Raw genomic sequence first — 19,489 nt, forward strand, 5'->3', positions numbered from 1 at the left:
TCATTCCGTCGACTTCCCCCCGAAGGGTTCCGTCGATTTCCTGCGCTCGACTTGCATGTATTAGGCACGCCGCCAGCGTTCGTCCTGAGCCAGGATCAAACTCTCCAAAGAATTTGATATAGCTCTTAAAAATGACGAAGCTTGCGCTTCAATCAAAACTTGTAAAACTTTTTTGCCTCATCGTTCAGTTTTCAAAGTTCGTCTGCCGCACTTTCGCGACTTAGATATCTTAACAAGTTTCAACCAAATGGTCAATAACTTTTTTAAGATTATTTTTTTCATTCGCTCTCGGCGACGTCTATTAATATATCAATAAAACTTTAACTGTGCAATAGCTTTATCAAAAAAACTTTAAAAACAAGAAACATTCTTTGTTTTTTTATAGTCTGCGACGTTCCCCTCCCCAGTTCCTTCATTATATAGAGAAAAAAAGACGAGACTTTCGCCTCGTCTCAAGTTCGTAAATTAGAAAGGGACACTTGTCGTCGCTTTGCTTCCTTTAGATAAAAAAAGTATAGTGCTTCAGCCTGCTTCACTTGGGCAGCCAGTTCACCAGTGTCTTCAACGCTCACTTCAAGCATGTGGCGCTTCGCTTCGTACTTCGCCTTCGCATCTAAGAGTTCTCTTAGAAACCGTTGATCATAACTATCCCGCAAAGGTTTGCGAAACCACCTCATAGTTCTCGGCGACCTTCCATCGCTCGGGAGAGGGTTACTTCATCCGCATACTCTAAATCGCCCCCGACAGGAAGCCCGTGCGCCAGACGCGTCACTTTAATCCCGGTCGGTTTGAGCAGTCTCGATAGATACATCGACGTAGCTTCCCCTTCAATGTTCGGGTTGGTCGCCAAAATCACTTCACTGACCGCTTCGTTCTCTTGCAGACGCGTCAGCAAACTCGATACGTTAATATCTTCAGGTCCAATCCCTTCCATCGGGCTAATCGCCCCATGTAACACATGGTACTTCCCTCGATATTCCCGCATCTTCTCCATTGCAATGACGTCTCGTGAATCTTGCACGACACAGATGATCGTTTCATCTCGGTGCGAATCTTTACAGATCGCACACGGATCGACGTCAGTAATATGTCCACACACTGTACAGTATTTAATATCACGCTTCGCACTGACAAGCGCCTTGGCGAACGTCAATACATCGTCCTCTTCCATATCTAATACATGGAACGCTAGCCGAATGGCAGTTTTCGGACCAATTCCTGGCAACTTTGTAAAGCTTTCAATCAAGCGTCCGATTGCTTCAGGGTATTGCAACTCGCATCTTTCCTTTCTTCACTTAAAAACCTGGAAGGTTCATCCCTTGCGTAAAACGTCCCATCTTATCGTTGACGAGTTGGTCGGCTTGTTTCATCGCGTCATTAACAGCCGCTAGAACAAGGTCTTGCAACATATCGACGTCATCTGGGTCGACCGCTTCTTCCGCGATGATGATATCCATTACTTCTTTGTGGCCACTGACGATCACTTTGACCATCCCGCCTCCGGCTGTGCCTTCAACCGTCAAGTCTTTTAACTCTTCTTGCGCTTTCGCCATATCTTTTTGCATTTTCTGCATCTGCTTCATCATGTTGTTCATGTTTCCCATTCCACGCATATCGAGCGCCTCCTTTTAAACTTCTTCGATTTCAACGACATCTCCAAATCGTTCGACAGCTTGAACAATGAGCGGGTCTTCTTCGACCTTCTCTTCTTTATGGTCTGAACGTTCGGATTGTTTACGAAGGATGAATTCGTTTTTTAACTCGACCCAATCGCTCTCGAGCACGGCCATGATTTCTCGACGGATCCCCGTCACTTCGAACAACGCTTGCTCGATCACATCGCGGGTCCGGCCGTTCGAACTGACCTGCTCGTAGTGCCATGTCATCCCATCTTTAAATTGTACCAGTAAGGTGTCACTTGCACAAAGGACAGCTTCACTCTCATAGAACAGCGCGAAAATCGGGCCGTCCACCGTGCGGATGTTGACCATAATGTCTTCCCAACTATCACGGATCGCATTCAAATGCTGCCGCTCAGCCCGTTGCAACAACTGGCGGATCCGCTCTTTCGGAACACGAACTTGCGTCCGCTTCATCACTTTCGGTTTCTCGGCAGCGGTCTCTGTGACCGCTACCCCATTTTTCTTCACTTCATTCAACTCACGACTCAATTCACGTACTTGGTCTTGAAGTTGCTTCATTTGCTCGGTCATCGTTCGTCCTTGTTCGGCGATGCGAATGAACGTCAGCTCGACCAATACTTTCGGATGGTTGGATAAGCGCATTTGTTGCTGACACTCATTCAATTCTTCGATCACTTGAAACAGCTCGTCCGTCGAGGTCGTTTCCACGAATTGGCGGAACGTCTCGTTCGGACGGGCTCGCTCTAGTAAGTCTACCGCTTGTGGAGATGCTTTTAATAGAAGGGCATCACGGTGCACGAACACGAGATCTTCGATAAACCGTTTCAAGTCCTTCCCTTCACGCAACATCGTCTCAAGCGTCTTCAGAATTTGATCGAGTTGTCTCTGTTGCAATCCATAGGCCATATCAAGGAGAGCGTCATCTGTAACCGCACCCGTCACTTCGAGCACTGCCTCTTCCGTCAAACGGCCGTCACTAAACGCAAGCGCTTGGTCAAGCAGACTCAATGCATCACGCATCCCACCGTCAGCAGCACGGGCAATCAGTTTGAGCGCTTCTGGATCATAGTCATAATCTTGGTCGTTCAAAATGTAAGCCATTCGTGTCTGGAGTTGACCGACTTCATGCCGCTTCACATCGAAACGTTGGCAACGTGAGATGATGGTCGCCGGAATCTTATGGGGCTCCGTCGTCGCTAAAATGAAGATTGCATGGGGTGGGGGTTCTTCTAACGTTTTCAATAGCGCATTGAACGCCCCAGTCGAAAGCATATGCACTTCATCGATAATGTACACTTTATAACGCGCTTGCGAAGGCGGATACTTGACCTTGTCTCGAATTTCGCGGATCTCATCGACCCCGTTGTTTGAAGCGGCATCGATTTCGAATACGTCCGGGCTCGTCCCTTCCGTAATCGCCACACAGGTCGGGCACGTATTACACGGTTCCCTCGTCGGCGCCGTTTCGCAGTTGATTGCCTTCGCGATAATCTTCGCGAGGCTCGTCTTCCCCGTACCTCGCGGACCAGAGAATAAATAAGCGTGTGACATCCGTTCTTCGAGTAACGCATTTTGAATCGTGCGTGTGATGTGTATTTGACCGACTACCTCTTGGAATGACTGCGGACGATAGACCCGATACAATGCTTGATACGCCATGTCCCCGCCTCCTTTCATCGTTTCATCTTTTATTTCATCATACAAAAAAATCTACAACCCTGGGGCCGTAGATTAAAGTTATTAAATAAATCTGCCGCGCACCGATTTCTGAAAGCACGTCAATGTGCGTTACTCATGCAGTTTGCTCGGCCCAAGCACCCCTGCGGCACACGGTACGTCACCACTTAAGGCTGCTTCCTTCCGGACCTGACCTGGTTCATGGGTGACCGTTGCGCAGGACTCAGACGTCAACGCCACTTACACGAGGACGGGCCACACCAATGCACTCCCTCGAATCGGAATTCAGTCTCGCTATAGCGGATTGCGAGTTACAGGGCACCGCTACCTCCCCGCCTAGCACGGCAAATGGGTAAATGAAGTTAAGCACTTCTTCGAGTGCTATTACATTATACTGTTTAATCAGATGCGTTGCAACCTCTCTGTTCAAGCCGAGCCTGCTTCTTCCGTTCTCGAAGGCTGCGGAAGAAGGTTGTTAGTAGCTCTCCACATTCTTCTGCTAAAACGTTTTCGGTCACTTCGGCTTGATGGTTGAACCGATCGTCTTGAAGAAGGTTCATGAGTGTCCCGCAACATCCGCCTTTGGGATCGCGGGCACCAAACACGACACGCTTCACGCGCGAGAGGATGATCGCACCCGCGCACATCGGACAAGGCTCTAACGTCACGAACAGTTCACAGTCTTCAAGCCGCCAGTTACCGAGTACCGTATTCGCTGATTCAATCGCAATCATCTCGGCATGCGCCGCCGCCAATAAATCCGTTTCACGCCGGTTATAGCCGGTCGCGATCACGTCTTCTCCTTTAACGATGACACAACCGATCGGGACTTCCCCGATTGCTTCCGCCTTCTTTGCTTCGGCGATGGCGAGCCTCATAAATCGTTCATCTCGTTCCATATTAACACCCCGTTTCTTGTCACATAGTATGAAAAAAAATGAAAATCATTTCGCTCGCCCTATCTTCTTCATTGTGTGCTAGAATGGAACTTGCACTTTGGATAATGGAGGATGACATCATATGTTTATAACGGTAGAGGGACCGATTGGTGTCGGGAAAACGTCACTGGCCCATATCATCAGTCAGCACTTTTCAATGCAGATGCTGAATGAAATTGTAGAAGAAAACCCATTTCTCGGCAAGTTTTATGAAGATATCGAAGAATGGAGTTTCCAAACGGAAATGTTCTTCTTATGCAATCGATTCAAGCAATTAGACGATATCCACAAACACCACTTGAGCCAACAGCAATCCGTCGTTTCAGACTATCATATTTTCAAGAACTTGATTTTTGCCCACCGTTCGCTGAGACCAGCCCACTTGAACAAGTATGAGCAAATCTATAAGATTTTGACACATGATATGCCGAAACCCGATGTCGTCATTTACTTGCACGCCAGTATCGAGACGCTTATGAAACGTGTAGCGTTGCGTGGACGTGAAGTAGAAGAGAACATGTCTCGCGACTACCTCGAACAACTCGCTCGGGATTACGAAACGTTTGTCGAATCGTACCGTGCGACTCACCCCGAAGTGACGATTCTTTCGTTCAGCGGAGACGAACTTGATTTTGTCCAAAACCCGGACGATTTGACGCACGTTCTCACGACGATTGAACGCGAACTAGAATTGACTAAAGGAGCCCAACTAAAATGACCCTGAATGAAAAATATAACATTCCGAATGACACGATCATTACGATCGGTGGAATGGTCGGAATCGGTAAATCGACAATCACGAACTCGCTTGCCGACGCCCTCAATTTCCGCACTTCTCTCGAGAAAGTGGACACGAACCCATACCTCGATAAATTCTATCATGATTTTGAGCGTTGGAGCTTCCATCTTCAAATCTACTTCTTGGCAGAGCGGTTCAAAGAACAGAAGAAAATCTTCCAATACGGCGGCGGCTTCATTCAAGACCGTTCGATTTATGAAGATACAGGCATCTTCGCGAAGATGCACTATGAAAAAGGCACGATGTCGCCGACAGATTACGAGACGTACTCAAGCCTGTTCGAAGCGATGGTGCTCACGCCGTTCTTCCCGCACCCTGATCTACTGATCTATCTCGAAGGCTCATTCGAGCAAGTGCTCGACCGCATTCAGCTGCGTGGCCGTGAGATGGAACAACAAACACCGATCGCGTATTGGGAAGAAATGTACGCCCGCTACACGGAATGGATCAACAACTTCAACTTGTGCCCGGTACTTCGTCTATCAATTGAAGAATATGACTTGATTAACGATCCGGATTCAGTCGAACTCATTCTTGAAAAAATCGGGAAACAATTGACAGTCGCCCGTGAAGCAAAAGTAAGATAAAAAGATGATGCCCCGCTCAAAAGCGAGGCATCATCTTTTTTACGGCTGGGCAATCGGGCGTTTTCGATGTGTCGGTGTTTTCCAAGCCTTCCGGTATCCGTCAATCGTATCAAACACAGCCGCCAGAATCGTGATGGCCACGACCAATCCGAACACCCACCCGAACGAGAACACGTCGTTCGGGACATTTAGTTCGACCCAGTCGATAAAGCGCGGGTCGAACAAGCGCGACGAACCCGCCATCCAAATGATAAAGGCGGCTGAGGCCACGTTATAGATCAAATTGAACGAGGCGAGTGCATACGTCCAACGTCCTTTCACCCATTTCCAAACACCGAGGACGACTTGAAGCAAAATGACGGCTAAGAACAACCAGACCACTTCAAACAAGAACGATTGATTAAAAATCGGGACAATCATCGAAAAACCGTCCCCTGTCGACTCATAAATCCCGAGAAACCGCTCGGCGTTCAAATACACCCCGAACCAAACCGCCGTAAAGAACAATCCGAATCCGGCATCCAATTTACTGATCCGTCCCCCGCGGTCCCGATCACGCAATGTGGACACCTTCCAACTCATGTCAGGGGCGACCGCATCGCTCGGCGCGTAACGCTCAATCAAAAAGAAGACGAGTGTGATCCAAAAGACGAGTTGAATCCCAACGTCCCATAACGTGTCGAACAAATTCGTGAGAAAGATTCCGATTGTCGGCATGGCCGGTCCCGAGAATGTCGGGATGCTCGCCATGAGCAAACCGAAGAAGACTACAGCTATCACGATCGGGACGACGAGCTTGACCACATTGACATACATCGGGAAAAACTTAGGTCCAATCAAATACTGGCCGTCTTTATAACGCGCAGCAACGATGGCCGGATGTCCCATCTGTTCGAGCACGCGCTTCACTTCCGTCTCGGTCGGCTGATCCGGCAGCTTCGCTTCGATATCCTCCCTAATAGCAACGGCAGCTTCGTCTCTCCGCTTCGGCGGGACATGCCTGACCACTTCATCGACATACGCTTCAATCCAGTCCATGACGCTCCTCTCCTTCCTAACGCGCCACCAGTCTCTACCTTATTAAGATTCCCGATTCAAGCCGAGATTAGCCGCTTTTCGCTGTTTCGCCACAAACAAAAAAAGCCGCAGACCGTAGTCTACGACAAAAAAAAACGCATCTGCCTGTGCAGACGCCTAAAAAGCGGAGTTGGTGGGATTCGAACCCACGCGAGCCTTACGACTCCTAACGGATTTCGAGTCCGTCCCCTTCAGCCGGGCTTGGGTACAACTCCAAGCTGAAAAAAGTGTAAAAAAAAAGAAAGTGGAAGAGGTGGTGGGATTCGAACCCACGCGGGCTGTTACACCCCTGACGGTTTTCAAGACCGTTCCCTTAAACCACTTGGGTACACCTCCACGATGTATGCAATTGTTGAGCCTCTAAATAAAAATGGAAGAGGTGGTGGGATTCGAACCCACGCGGGCTGTTACACCCCTGACGGTTTTCAAGACCGTTCCCTTAAACCACTTGGGTACACCTCCACGGCTCGTATGCAGTTGACGAACAAACATCTCGCTCGACATGATTTATAGTACCAACTCAGCAAGCAGATGTCAAACCCTTTTGTAAAAAAACATTTAAAAAAAAGCCTATCCGGAATGATACGTTCGGATAGGCCATTCCTCGTTTAACGGGGAAGTTCAATTTTTTCAATTCCGCCCATGTATGGACGCAGCGCTTCTGGGATGACGACCGATCCATCGGCTTGTTGGAAGTTCTCTAAAATGGCGGCGACGGTCCGACCGACGGCAAGCCCTGAACCGTTGAGTGTATGCACGAACTCCGGTTTGGCATTCACATCACGACGGAAGCGGATCCCGGCACGACGCGCTTGGAAGTCCTCGAAGTTTGAGCAAGATGAGATCTCGCGATATACACCTTGAGCCGGCATCCATACTTCAATATCGTACTTCTTCGCTGCGGTGAAACCGAGGTCGGCTGTACACATGCTGAGTACTTGATATGGAAGACCGAGGCGTTTCAACACTTCTTCCGCGTGTCCTGTCAACAACTCGAGTTGCTCGTAAGACTCTTCTGGTTTGACGAAGCGGACGAGCTCGACTTTGTTGAACTGGTGCTGACGGATGAGACCGCGTGTGTCACGACCGGCAGATCCCGCTTCTGAACGGAAGCAAGCGCTGTAAGCTGTATACGTGATCGGCAAGTTCGCTTCAGCGATAATCTCATCGCGGTGCATGTTCGTCACCGGTACTTCCGCTGTCGGGACGAGGAAGTAATTCGTGTCGGCCACTTTGAACGCATCTTCTTCAAATTTAGGCAACTGACCCGTCCCTGTCATCGCGTCACGGTTAACCATGTACGGTGGGAGCACTTCAGAATAGCCGTGCTCATCGGCATGCATATCCATCATGAAGTTGATCAACGCCCGTTCTAAGCGAGCACCTAATCCTTTATAGAAGACGAAACGGCTTCCCGTCACTTTACCGGCGCGTTCGACGTCGACAATTTTCAAGTCTTCCATCACGTCCCAATGCTGTTTCATCTCAAAATCGAACTCGGGCTTCGTTCCGACTTCGCGGATCGTGACGTTGTCGTCTTCTGTTTCACCGATCGGCGTTGATTCATGCGGGATGTTCGGGATGCTGAGGAGAATCATGTTTAACTCGGCTTCCACTTCACGTAATTCCTCGTCGAGCAACTTGATCTCATCACCAAGGCGGCGTGTTTCAAGGATCGGTGCTTCCGCGTCTTGCTTGTTGCGCTTGAGCTCAGCGATTTGTTTCGTCGCTTCATTTCGTTTTGCTTTCTTCACATCGACCTCGTTGATGAGGTCCCGGCGTTTCTCTTCTAACTCCGGGAAACGGTCGAGCGCACTCAAGTCTTCACCGCGTTGGGCGAGCTTGGTTTTAATCCCTTCAAAATCTTGACGTAATCGTTTGATGTCTAACATAACTAGTTCCTCCTTTTTTGCATAAAAAAGGTGGCACGCCCCTTTCCCGTAGGAAAGGGACGAACCACCTTGGATCCGCGTTGCCACCCTCGTTGCCTAAAACTAGGCCACTCGATGCACGTAACGTGTGCGTGACGTGACTTGTTTCCAAGTCAATGCTCCGAGGCCGATTCAGTTACGTCGTCCCACTAGTTTGCACCAACCACTAGCTCTCTGTAAGTAGATGACTGTAACGTACTTTTCCTCATCGTTGCATCTGTCATTGAATTAATCTTACTTTACAACATCTCGACTCTATCGACAAGACTCAGTTTTCCTAGGACGAGTCGAACCTCCTCTAAAAAGTCTGCGAAGGCCCGGCTCATCCGAGTCAAAAATGAAGCGGTCTCGACTGATTCGGCAGTCACAAGTGTTCCTGTCGGCGGACTCTCGCCGTCAAGATAGCGGACGCTCTCTGAAGGTTCAATCGTGACCGTCCCGACTTGTTGATCGACTGCGACCGGTGCTTTCGTGTCCGGAAGGTCATAGACTGGTTCAGGGACGGCTTGTCCTTTCTCGACGAGCACTTCGAACGCCGCTGTCGTCCGCGCAGCTACCGTTTCAACTTCTCCCTCGGCGACGAATACATTCTCCGGCACGATTTCTCCGGTCCGTAAAATCGGTGTCATGACAAAGTCGCGATAAGCGAACTCATGAAGTGCTTTCGTCGCCTCATAGCGCCCGTTGTCCGTCTCGGCCCCAAGGACGACGGAGAGTACGGTCCGACCATCTCGTGTCGATACGCCGATGAAGCAATAACCGGCGTCATCCGTCGTGCCCGTCTTAAAACCGAGCATCCCTGGATACGCCAAATCGCGGCCTGAAAGCATCCGATTCGTCGCTTCGAATCTGACGCCGTCAATGTCGACATACGCTCGCTTCGTCACGTCGAGCACATCCGGAAATTTCGTCAAGTAGGCGAGCGCCAGCCTCATCAAATCATTCGCCGACGTCAAGTTTTCTCCTGGACGACCTGCTGATACAGAATCTAGTCCCGAGACGTTCGCGAACGTCGTCTGGGTCATGCCGAGCTCGGTTGCCCGCTCGTTCATCTGTTGAACGAACGCTTCTTCCGACCCTGCCACCGCCTCGGACAGTGTCACCGCGGCCTCGTTCGCCGAGCGGATGAGCGCCACGTCATATAGTTCCTTGACTGTATACGGTTTATTGACGAGCGGGATGCGGGCGAGCCCTGGTTTACGCGTCAAGGCCAATGCCGCTTCACTCGGCGTCACTTCTTCGTTCCAACTCAGTTCTCCTGACTCGACTGCCTCCCGAACGAGGAAAGTGGTCATCAGCTTTGTGATCGACGCCGGTGGGAGCATCGCATCTTCATCTTTCGAAAAAAGAACCTGCCCGGTCGTCATATCGACGAGCATCGCACCGCTCGCTTCGACTTTAGGCGCTGCTGAAGCGTTCATCGGAAAAACAATAGTTATAAGGACAGCGCATATGAGCACCGATACAATCCATTTATCTTTCACAGTCTTGCCCCTTTCTGTACGTGTCTCGTTACAGTGTAGCAGAAAAAGACCCCCTAGTTACAGGGAGTCTTCGACTCATGCGAGTTGATGCTTCGTCGCCTTGACGATTTCTAAGAAGTAGCGGTGCATCGACAAGTCATCCGTCAGTTCTGGATGGAACGAACAGGCAACATATTTGTCGTAGCGCACTGCAACGATTGCTTCTTCGACCTCGGCGAGGACTTCGACGTTAGCGTCAACCGCTGCTACTTGCGGGGCCCGGATGAACACTGCTTCAACCGCGTCATCGATTCCTTTGACCGGTAAATCGACCTCGAAACTGTCGACTTGACGTCCGAACGCGTTGCGCTTGACGGTCATCGGGATTTTGCGAAGGTGGGCATCATACCCTTCCACTTCGGTCGCGAGTAAAATCAGTCCGGCACATGTGCCGAACATCGGCAACGATGTGTTCGCACGAAGCGGTTCGAGCAGGTCATAGCGGTCGAGCAGACGACGCATCGCCGTGCTCTCCCCGCCTGGCAAGACGAGTCCGTCGATGCGGTCCAAGTCATCGACCGAACGGACGACGAGCGTATCTGCACCGAGCGCCTCGAGCATGCGGACGTGTTCACGAATCGCACCTTGCATTCCGAGTACACCGATCGTCGTCATCTTACCAACCTCGCGGCGCCATGAGCTCTTCTGGTTTGAGCGTGCGGACGTCGAGTCCTTTCATCGCTTCGCCAAGACCTTTTGACAAGTGAGCGATTCGCTCGTAGTCGTCATGGTATGTCGTCGCTTCAACGATGGCACGGGCAAATTTCTCTGGGTTCTCTGCTTTGAAGATACCTGATCCGACGAAGACGCCGTCCGCACCGAGGTGCATCATGAGTGCCGCGTCTGCCGGCGTCGCGATACCACCTGCTGCGAAGTTGACGACCGGAAGACGGCCCGCTTCACGAATTTGCATGAGCACTTCGAACGGGGCACCAAGGTCGCGCGCTTCTGTCATCACTTCATCGATGCTCATTGAAAGCAAGCGTTTCACTTGTGCTTGGACAGTACGCATGTGACGAACCGCTTCGACGATGTTTCCTGTCCCTGGCTCACCTTTTGTCCGGATCATCGCTGCACCTTCACCGATGCGGCGTGAAGCTTCTCCGAGGTCACGCGCTCCGCAGACGAACGGCGCATTGTAATCACGCTTGTAAAGATGGAACTCTTCATCGGCCGGTGTCAACACTTCGCTCTCATCGATGAAATCGACCCCCATCGATTCAAGGACACGGGCTTCGGCGATATGTCCGATGCGGCATTTCGCCATGACCGGTACAGATACCGCTCCCATGACATCTTCGATGATGGTCGGGTCTGCCATCCGGGCGACGCCACCCATTTTACGAATGTCTGATGGTACGCGCTCGAGCGCCATGACTGCCACGGCTCCTGCTGCTTCAGCAATCTTCGCCTGTTCAGCGTTGATGACGTCCATGATGACGCCACCTTTTTGCATTTCGGCCATTCCACGTTTGACTTTATCTGTCCCTACTTGTCTCTTTTCCATATAAATCGCCTCCATTAAGCTAGTCTACTTGCAAGTATAGATTGATTTGACTATATTGAAAGTGCCAGTTTTATATTTTTTAAAGTGGTCAGTTTTAAGAGAAGGGTTCATGCTCGTTTCCTCGAATCTTATTACGTATAAGGGAGGAATGTTTTATGGACCAATGGAACCCGCGAGATCAAGCGGAAAACCGTTCCTTTTACGGGAAGCCTGGACTGATTTCGTTCATTCTCGTCATCGGATTCGTGCTCTATGTTTTCTTCGGCTGACAGAAGAAAGGACAACTTATGGATATGCTCACATTCTCGCTCGAGCCCGAATCGAGCACCCCGCTTTATGAACAGCTCTATTTACACATCCGGCAAGCGATCGTCAATGACACGCTCATGACCGGGACGAAACTGCCGTCAAAACGGAAGCTCGGCCAATTTTTGGACGTTTCGCAAACGACGGTCGAGCTCGCTTACGCCCAGCTGCTTGCTGAAGGATATATCGAGTCGCTGCCACGGAAAGGGTTTTACGTCTTGCCGCAAGAAGAGCTGTACGTCAGGCGTGGCACCAGCACGATCGAACCGCTTCCGACGAAAAAAACATACACGTTCGACTTATACCCGAGTCAGATCGATACGACCGCATTCCCGTTCGAACGTTGGCGCCGTCACTTGAAACAAGTCGTCGCCGAGGAGAATCATGAACTGCTCGCACTCGGGTCGGTGCAAGGCGATCTCGTGCTCCGCCAAGAAATCGCCACGTACTTGTATCACTCCCGTGGCGTTCATTGTTCGCCCGAGCAGATCATCGTCGGTTCTGGGACCGAGCAATTGTTGCCTCAACTGCTCGACTTGCTCACCGACGCGACGACGTTCGGGATTGAAGACCCGGGCTATCCGCTCACGCGACAGCTGTTCGAACACCAAAATCGAAGCTACGTCCCGCTCCCGGTCGACGACAGCGGGGTCCTTGTCGACCGACTCGAGGCAGAGGCAATCGATGCGGTTTATGTGACCCCGGCCCATCAGTTCCCGACCGGTACGATCCTGTCCGTCAGCCGTCGCCAGCGCCTCCTCAACTGGGCGTCCGAGCGGCAAACGTACATCATTGAAGATGATTACGATAGCGAGTTTCGTTACAGCGGCAAACCGATTCCTTCGTTGCAAAGCATGGACCAAAACGAACGTGTCGTTTATTTGAGCACGTTTTCGAAGTCGCTCATGCCTTCGCTCCGCATCGGTTACATGGTGCTTCCGCCCCCACTGTTAAACCGCTATCGGGAACGGTATCGCCATTTCACCTGCAGTGTGCCGCGTTTCGAGCAACATACGCTAACCGAGTTTATGGCGAGCGGCGATTTCGAGAAACATTTGAACCGGATGCGTAAAACGTACCGCCGCAAACTTGAGACCGTGATCACTGCGTTCAAACCATACGAGCCGCTCGTCACAATCACTGGCGCCAGCGCTGGTCTCCACATCGTCCTCTCGGTCGATACAGCACAAACTAGCGAGCAATTGAAGCAACTCGCTGAACAGTCAGGCATTCGTATCAAGGCGATGGCCGACTATCGTATCAATTCACGCGACACGAGACCGCAACTGCTGTTTGGTTTCGCCGCCCTGCCTGAAGCGACGTTACACGCGGCGATTGACCAGTTGATGGTCTGTTGGAATATCGGGAAGGGAGGGCCATATGGGAAAACCTCGCGATGAAACAATGATCAGACGCTCACGCTACGTCATCGGCATCGTCTGTTTGTTGATCGGTAGCCTCTTTTTGACCGAGTCATGGTGGAAAGACCGTGTCGCCACCTCGAACAGCAAACGTGTGACTGAAGCGATTCAACTCCAACAGCCGGATCGGGGCGAATTCGACTTCGAAACGGTCGAACCGTTATCGTGGGACGACTTGTTAAATGTGCGCAATCGATTTCATGATTTGCCGACAATCGGCATGATTACGATTCCAGATATCGATTTAGAATTACCAATTTTGTACGGTCTCGACAATGAGAATTTGGCAGTCGGGGCTGGGACGATGCGCGCTTCCCAACAGATGGGGAGTGGGAATTACGCACTAGCCGGTCATTACACCCAAAGTCCGACAGCCTTGTTCGGACCGCTCCATACGATCAAAACGGGAACGATGATTTACGTGACCGATTTGACGAACACGTATCAATACCGGACGGAGGCACTCGAGACCGTTCCCCCGACACGGATCGATGTGCTTGACGATACGACAGATGCGACCATTACCTTGATCACGTGCACGTTCGATGCGACGGAACGATTAATCGTCAAGGGAGAGCTCGTGCAGACAACACCTTATATCTCTAACTGAGCGTCCTTCCACACGAAGGACGTTTTATTGTTTTTCAAAAAACATATTGTGAGCGCTTACATAATCGGCTAAACTATTTCTGGAACCGTTTGCACAAAATTGACAATCCGTTGCCCTGTAGACGACCTATTTTACGAAAGAGGTGCTCTCATGAAGAAGAACAATACGGCACGACGTACGACGACATTACTCTTATCTTCTGTCCTGCTCATTCAAGCCGGTGTCCCGGTGAACGTCTTGGCCGAACCGACGACGGTGGCAGTCGATGGGAATAAAACCGATTGGACAGACGTCTCGGCGCTGGCGTCATCGGCAGATGTTGGTTGGCAAGGCTTCGATCTCGGCAATCTTTATCTTCAAAATGACAAAACGAACCTGTACTTCTATGTCGATGCGTTCAACATCCCGAACTGGGGCGACAACGGCCAATACATAAACATCGCCCTCCAAGTGAACGATGAAGATTCTGGCGTCGCCACGAACCCGCTCGGTTACCCGTTCAACTTTAGTCAAACAGACAAAAAACCGCAGTATCACATTTTACTTCGTGTCGATGGGGACAAGTCTGTCAAAGAAGCCGCGCTCTATGAATCTGGGAAGACGACCCCGCTCGCGAACTTGGCAAACTTGAACGGTGCTTCGTTCGCCCTCGACCGGACGACAGGATTCGAAGGAAAAATCCCGTTGTCGCTGCTCGGTTTGAAAAATGACGACACGGTTCGTGCTCTCACCGTCCTCAGCGGAAACAATGCCGGTGAACACGGTGCGTTCGATACGATTCCGAGCAACGAATCTAACAAACTAGCCGACAGCTGGAACGTCTCGGCCAACCCGTCGACTCAATCTGTGTACAGCCCGGCCTATACGCTCAGCGGCGTCGAGACGGTGATGCAGCTTGAAGTAACGAATGTCGACCCAGCGAATCAGTCTGAAGCTGCCGACGTATCTGCTCCCATCACCTGGACGTTCAATGAACCGGTGACGTTAGACGCCTCAAATGTCAGCTTGATGAGCGGAGAGACGGCTGTCCCGTTCACTGCTGAAGCAAACGGTTCGATCGTGACTGTCACGCCGACGAGCAAACTCGGACTCGGTCAGACGTACACGGCCACATTGCCAGCCGGAGCCGTCAAAGGTAACTTATCGACCACGACGCTACCCGCGCTGACGACTTCGTTCAAGACCGTCACGGAGCTGGCTGATCCATGGAAGACGCAGCGATACATCGAAATGCTGTACGTCCGTGCCGATCAAGACTATACCGATTGGAACTTGTGGACGTGGAGCACCGGTGTCAAAGATGGACAAGTGGATCCCTACAAAATTACGGAAGACGGCGCCATTTTCCGAATTCCAGTCGGGAAAGATGCGACGAACGTCGGATTTGTCATCCGTAAAGGAACCGATTGGGCGGTCAAGGACGCTTACGGTGAAGACCGTTACGTGAAACTCGGAAACGATCGTGTCACGAAAGTCGTCGTCGCGAGCGGCCAAGGCGTCTTCCATCAAGTACCAACCATTCAAGGACCGGTGTTCGAGGACGGGACCGTCACGTTCTTCTATCGGGACAAAGACTTGTACGAGGCAGGACAGCTCGATCAACTCGACCGTGTCGCCTTAAACGTAAATGGCGTGACCTATCCGATGACGTATGAGGACAAGAACGAATGGTACCGTCATACCGTCCGTCTTCCGGAAGGGACGCATGACTATACGTTCCTCGTCACGAAAGACGGCGTCACGACCGAAGTGACGGATACCTATTTTGAAGCGTCAACCGTCGAATACCGTCGTCCGGCCGTCAAACTCACGTCTTCGATCGCACCGAAAGCGATCAGTTCGCGGGAGAATGCCGTCGTTCACGTCAAACCGACGTTACCAGAAGGCGTGACGCTTCGCGAACTCTATATCGATGCCCGCCCGCTTGGTGGACCGGCTAAACTTTCAATCGATCCGGCGCTCAATAAACAGACGATCGCGGTCAAAGATACGGTCAAGCCAGGCAACAAAACGTTGACGATCACGGCCGTGGATCAATATGGCAACGTCCATAAAACGACGGCTTCCGTAAACGTCCGACCGGTCACGATGAAAGACAAGCAAGCGTTTGACTGGGACGAAGCCCGGATCTACTTCATGTTGACGGACCGTTTCCACGATGGCGACAAGACGAACAATAATCCGAACGGTGAATATTATGACCAAGATCATCTCGAGTCGTATCACGGCGGCGATTTCGCCGGGATCACAAAAAAACTCGACTATCTCGACAAGCTCGGGATCAACACGATTTGGATCACCCCGATCGTCGATAATATCGATTGGGATCTCCGCTACGGTAAAGATGGCTCTCAATACGGCTATCACGGTTACTGGGCCAAAAACTTCGAGAAACTTGATGAACATCTCGGAGACATGCAGGCGTTCCATCGCCTGATCGATGCGGCCCACGCACGCGGCATCAAGATCATGGTCGACGTCGTCTTGAACCACCCAGGCTACGGAATGGAACCAGGCGCCGACAGCACAGGGGCGACGAATTTCCCTACGAACAAGGAACGTGATGCCTTTAAAGGCATGATTCGGGACACGCCTGTCGACGGGAACGATTTGAAAATGTCGCTCTCCGGCCTTCCTGACTTTAAGACAGAGGAAGCTGCCGTCCGTGAACAACTCGTCAAATGGCAGACTGACTGGATCAAGCGTTCGAAGACGAAACAAGGAAACACGATTGATTACTTCCGTGTCGATACGGTCAAGCATGTGGATGCGACGACGTGGAAATCGTTTAAGAATGAACTGACCGCGCTCAAGCCAGACTTTAAAATGATTGGTGAGCATTACGGGGCGAGTGTGAACAACACAGGCGGCTATCTCCGGAGCGGCCAGATGGATTCGTTGCTTGATTTCGACTTCAAGTACCAAGCGGAAAATTTCATCAACGGGAACATTGATGGGGTCGAGAGCGCTCTTCAATACCGGAATACCCAACTCTCGAACGAAGCGACACTCGGCCAGTTCCTCAGCAGCCACGATGAAGATGGCTTCCTCATCTCTCGTGCTCGCGGCGATGAAGGTAAGCATATGGTCGCAGCCTCGCTCCAAATGACGGCGAAAGGGCAACCGGTCATCTACTATGGAGAAGAGATCGGTCAATCTGGGAAACATGCCTTAGACATGGACAAAGGCGAGTTTAACGAAAACCGTTACGACTTTGACTGGAAACGGGTGAACGGTGAAGGCAAAGACATGCACGCCCACTATCAAAAGTTGCTCAACATTCGGGCGGACTATTCAAAAGTCTTCAGCAAAGGAACACGTTCGGTCGTTGCCGGCGGTTCGAACACCGGTTATTCGATTTTTGAACGGGCTTACGGCAAAGAGTCTATTCTCATTGGATTGAACACGAAAGAGTCGGCTCAAACAGCGACGTTCGAAACAAAGCACAAACAGAACACAGTGCTCGTCGACCGCTATAGCGGACGGACGTACGTCGTCAAGCGCGATGGCAAGGTGACCGTGAACTTACCAGCGCAAGATCAAGGCGGTACGGTCATCCTCGTCTCTAAAGCTAAAAAATGATCAGCAAAAAGCCGTTGTCCCTTTTCAGGAGACAACGGCTTATTTGTTAACGTGAATAGTTTGGTGCTTCTTTTGTGATGTGCACATCGTGTGGGTGGCTTTCTTGCAGGCCGGCTCCAGTCATTCGAATGAACTGCGTATCTTCTCGCAATGCTCGAATGTCGGCAGCGCCGCAATAGCCCATTCCCGAACGGAGGCCACCAATGAGTTGATACACCGTATCGGCCAGCTCGCCTCGGTAAGCAACGCGTCCTTCAATGCCTTCTGGGACGAATTTTTTATCCGCTTCTTGGAAGTAACGGTCTTGACTGCCTCGCTTCATCGAAGCTTCCGACCCCATACCGCGATACGTCTTAAACTGACGACCTTGATAGATCTCCATCTCGCCTGGGCTCTCTTTTACGCCGGCGAGAAGGCTGCCGAGCATGACGGCGCTCGCGCCAGCAGCAATTGCCTTGACGATGTCGCCCGAGTACTTGATTCCACCGTCAGCGATGACCGTGACACCGTGCTCCCGCGCTTCTGTCACGCAGTCATAGACTGCCGTGATTTGAGGGACACCGACTCCGGCAACGACCCGTGTCGTACAAATCGAACCTGGTCCGATTCCGACTTTAATGACTGAGGCGCCGGCCTCGATCAAAGCACGTGTCGCTTCTGCCGTCGCCACGTTACCAGCGATGATTGGAAGTGTTGGGAACAAATCACGCAGTTCTTTCACTTTCTCGATGACACCAGCCGAGTGACCGTGTGCTGTATCGACAACGAGCGCATCCACGCCTGCATCGACAAGGATTTGAGCACGCGAAGCAGCGTCTTTTGTTACCCCGACAGCTGCCGCCACAAGAAGGCGCCCTTGTTTGTCTTTCGCAGCGTGAGGGAATTGCTCAACCTTCTCGATATCTTTCGTCGTGATCAAGCCCTTTAAAACGCCGGCATCGTCGACGAGTGGTAACTTCTCGATGCGGTGTTGGTGCAGAATCCGCTCTGCTTCTTCAAGAGAAGTTCCGACTTTTGCAGTGACAAGATTTTCTGTCGTCATGACGTCTTCGATCACAGTCGAGTAGTCTCTGATGAAGCGAAGGTCACGGTTAGTCAAAATACCGATTAATTTCCGTTCCTGTTCAGAATTGACGATTGGGACACCGGAAATGCGGTATTTACTCATTAAATACTCGGCATCATAAATTTGGCGCTCTGGTGTCAAATAAAATGGATTCGTAATGACTCCGTTCTCCGAACGTTTCACACGGTCGACATTCTCTGCTTGCATTTCCATCGACATGTTTTTGTGGATGACGCCAAGACCACCTTGACGCGCCATGGCGATCGCCATCGGTGCTTCCGTCACTGTGTCCATACCAGCGCTGATGACTGGAATGTTTAACTCAAGCCCTTCACATAGCTTCGTGCTCAGACTTACATCTCTTGGCAAGACGTTTGAAAACCGTGGTACGAGTAAGACGTCATCAAACGTTAATCCTTCTTTTGCAAACTTGTTTTCCCACATAAAAATCGATTGCCCCTTTCTCTATCGGACCCAAATCTTTGTTTCGAAATATTTCTGTAATGGTAACAGGTATGGCTCGAAAGTGCAATTCAATTCACGATGTTCAGAAAGTTCAGAATTGTGTTCATTCCTGTTGAATCCTTCTCAAATCATTCGGAAAATGTCCACGTTGTCGGAAGGCCAAGCCAATAATAATCGGTTTTAGAAATAGAAAAAGACGACCAAGCAGATGCTTGGTCGTCTTTCATATGGCCTGGCAACGTCCTATCCTCACAGGGGGAGACCCCCAACTACTTTCGGCGCTGAAGCGCTTAACTTCCGTGTTCGGCATGGGAACGGGTGTGGCCGCTTCGCTATCGCCACCAGACAAGGGATTGT

16 protein-coding genes, 3 tRNA genes, 2 rRNA genes, 1 other RNA gene and 1 other annotated feature are annotated in these 19,489 nt (G+C 50.9%); of the genes, 5 read left to right on the top strand and 17 right to left on the bottom strand.

What is annotated here, in order from left to right; all coding sequences use genetic code 11:
• From EVJ26_RS13540 to tadA, 7 genes are all read right to left on the bottom strand, one after another.
• Nucleotides 1–111 (bottom strand): 16S ribosomal RNA (locus EVJ26_RS13540); the annotation flags it as partial.
• Between the two features lie 341 nt (nt 112–452).
• Nucleotides 453–677 carry a YaaL family protein gene (locus EVJ26_RS13545; RefSeq protein WP_131459039.1) on the bottom strand — a complete coding sequence of 75 codons (225 nt, stop codon included), beginning with the start codon at nt 675–677 and terminating at the stop codon, nt 453–455.
• On the bottom strand, nt 674–1,273 hold the full coding sequence (gene recR / locus EVJ26_RS13550; protein ID WP_070329500.1) for a recombination mediator RecR: 600 nt from the start codon (nt 1,271–1,273) through the stop codon (nt 674–676). Before recR ends, EVJ26_RS13545 begins: the two co-directional genes overlap by 4 nt.
• A 22-nt stretch (nt 1,274–1,295) precedes the next feature.
• The gene (locus EVJ26_RS13555; RefSeq protein WP_035386845.1) at nt 1,296–1,613 is read right to left on the bottom strand and encodes a YbaB/EbfC family nucleoid-associated protein; all 318 of its coding nucleotides are present in this window, start codon (nt 1,611–1,613) and stop codon (nt 1,296–1,298) included.
• A gap of 15 nt (nt 1,614–1,628) precedes the next feature.
• Nucleotides 1,629–3,302, bottom strand: a complete 1,674-nt coding sequence (gene dnaX / locus EVJ26_RS13560) for a DNA polymerase III subunit gamma/tau (protein WP_131459038.1) — start codon at nt 3,300–3,302, stop codon at nt 1,629–1,631.
• 94 nt (nt 3,303–3,396) lie between these two features.
• Nucleotides 3,397–3,665: signal recognition particle sRNA large type (gene ffs, locus EVJ26_RS13565), an RNA gene on the bottom strand.
• Between the two features lie 53 nt (nt 3,666–3,718).
• Complete coding sequence (tadA, locus tag EVJ26_RS13570; RefSeq protein ID WP_131459037.1) at nt 3,719–4,219, bottom strand: tRNA adenosine(34) deaminase TadA; 501 nt, start codon at nt 4,217–4,219, stop codon at nt 3,719–3,721.
• Nucleotides 4,220–4,340: 121 nt separating this feature from the next.
• On the opposite strand from tadA, the gene EVJ26_RS13575 reads away from it, so the two are divergent.
• Nucleotides 4,341–4,976: a deoxynucleoside kinase gene (locus EVJ26_RS13575; protein ID WP_070329502.1), complete on the top strand. Its 636-nt coding sequence runs from the start codon at nt 4,341–4,343 to the stop codon at nt 4,974–4,976.
• Nucleotides 4,973–5,644, top strand: coding sequence for a deoxynucleoside kinase (locus tag EVJ26_RS13580; RefSeq protein WP_016510587.1), 672 nt, complete (start codon nt 4,973–4,975; stop codon nt 5,642–5,644). The genes EVJ26_RS13575 and EVJ26_RS13580 overlap by 4 nt, the downstream gene beginning before the upstream one ends.
• A gap of 39 nt (nt 5,645–5,683) precedes the next feature.
• Here the strand turns inward: EVJ26_RS13580 and EVJ26_RS13585 are convergent, their stop codons facing one another.
• The 8 genes from EVJ26_RS13585 to pdxS all read right to left on the bottom strand — a co-directional run bounded on the left by EVJ26_RS13585 (nt 5,684) and on the right by pdxS (nt 11,682).
• On the bottom strand, nt 5,684–6,682 hold the full coding sequence (locus EVJ26_RS13585) for a hypothetical protein (RefSeq protein WP_131470701.1): 999 nt from the start codon (nt 6,680–6,682) through the stop codon (nt 5,684–5,686).
• A 164-nt stretch (nt 6,683–6,846) separates the two neighbouring features.
• A tRNA-Ser gene (locus tag EVJ26_RS13590) sits at nt 6,847–6,936 on the bottom strand.
• 30 nt (nt 6,937–6,966) lie between these two features.
• Nucleotides 6,967–7,057: transfer RNA gene (locus EVJ26_RS13595), tRNA-Ser, on the bottom strand.
• A 35-nt stretch (nt 7,058–7,092) separates the two neighbouring features.
• Nucleotides 7,093–7,183, bottom strand: a tRNA-Ser gene (locus EVJ26_RS13600).
• 146 nt (nt 7,184–7,329) lie between these two features.
• Nucleotides 7,330–8,613 carry a serine--tRNA ligase gene (gene serS / locus EVJ26_RS13605; protein ID WP_070329504.1) on the bottom strand — a complete coding sequence of 428 codons (1,284 nt, stop codon included), beginning with the start codon at nt 8,611–8,613 and terminating at the stop codon, nt 7,330–7,332.
• Nucleotides 8,614–8,665: 52 nt separating this feature from the next.
• Nucleotides 8,666–8,873 (bottom strand) — a binding site (T-box leader).
• A gap of 18 nt (nt 8,874–8,891) precedes the next feature.
• A complete protein-coding gene (locus EVJ26_RS13610; RefSeq protein WP_236635591.1) occupies nt 8,892–10,136 on the bottom strand; it encodes a D-alanyl-D-alanine carboxypeptidase family protein in 1,245 nt (414 codons plus the stop codon).
• A 75-nt stretch (nt 10,137–10,211) separates the two neighbouring features.
• Nucleotides 10,212–10,790, bottom strand: coding sequence for a pyridoxal 5'-phosphate synthase glutaminase subunit PdxT (pdxT, locus tag EVJ26_RS13615; RefSeq protein ID WP_131444245.1), 579 nt, complete (start codon nt 10,788–10,790; stop codon nt 10,212–10,214).
• A 1-nt stretch (nt 10,791) separates the two neighbouring features.
• Entirely contained in the window at nt 10,792–11,682 is an 891-nt protein-coding gene (gene pdxS, locus EVJ26_RS13620) for a pyridoxal 5'-phosphate synthase lyase subunit PdxS (RefSeq protein ID WP_070329506.1), read from the bottom strand.
• A gap of 287 nt (nt 11,683–11,969) precedes the next feature.
• Here pdxS and pdxR point away from each other — a divergent pair, with 287 nt between their 5' ends.
• From pdxR to EVJ26_RS13635, 3 genes are all read left to right on the top strand, one after another.
• Nucleotides 11,970–13,388, top strand: a complete 1,419-nt coding sequence (gene pdxR, locus EVJ26_RS13625; RefSeq protein WP_131470703.1) for a MocR-like pyridoxine biosynthesis transcription factor PdxR — start codon at nt 11,970–11,972, stop codon at nt 13,386–13,388.
• Complete coding sequence (locus EVJ26_RS13630) at nt 13,369–14,019, top strand: class A sortase (RefSeq protein WP_131470705.1); 651 nt, start codon at nt 13,369–13,371, stop codon at nt 14,017–14,019. The genes pdxR and EVJ26_RS13630 overlap by 20 nt, the downstream gene beginning before the upstream one ends.
• A gap of 150 nt (nt 14,020–14,169) precedes the next feature.
• A complete protein-coding gene (locus EVJ26_RS13635) occupies nt 14,170–17,601 on the top strand; it encodes an alpha-amylase family glycosyl hydrolase (protein WP_131470707.1) in 3,432 nt (1,143 codons plus the stop codon).
• Between the two features lie 46 nt (nt 17,602–17,647).
• On the opposite strand, the gene guaB is transcribed toward EVJ26_RS13635, so the two are convergent.
• Nucleotides 17,648–19,111, bottom strand: a complete 1,464-nt coding sequence (gene guaB, locus EVJ26_RS13640; protein WP_070329510.1) for an IMP dehydrogenase — start codon at nt 19,109–19,111, stop codon at nt 17,648–17,650.
• Nucleotides 19,112–19,362: 251 nt separating this feature from the next.
• Nucleotides 19,363–19,478 (bottom strand): 5S ribosomal RNA (gene rrf, locus EVJ26_RS13645).
• Between the last annotated feature and the right edge of the window lie 11 nt (nt 19,479–19,489).

The organism is Exiguobacterium sp. SH3S1 (assembly GCF_004337105.1).
GTDB classification, from domain to species: Bacteria; Bacillota; Bacilli; order Exiguobacteriales; family Exiguobacteriaceae; genus Exiguobacterium; species Exiguobacterium aurantiacum_A.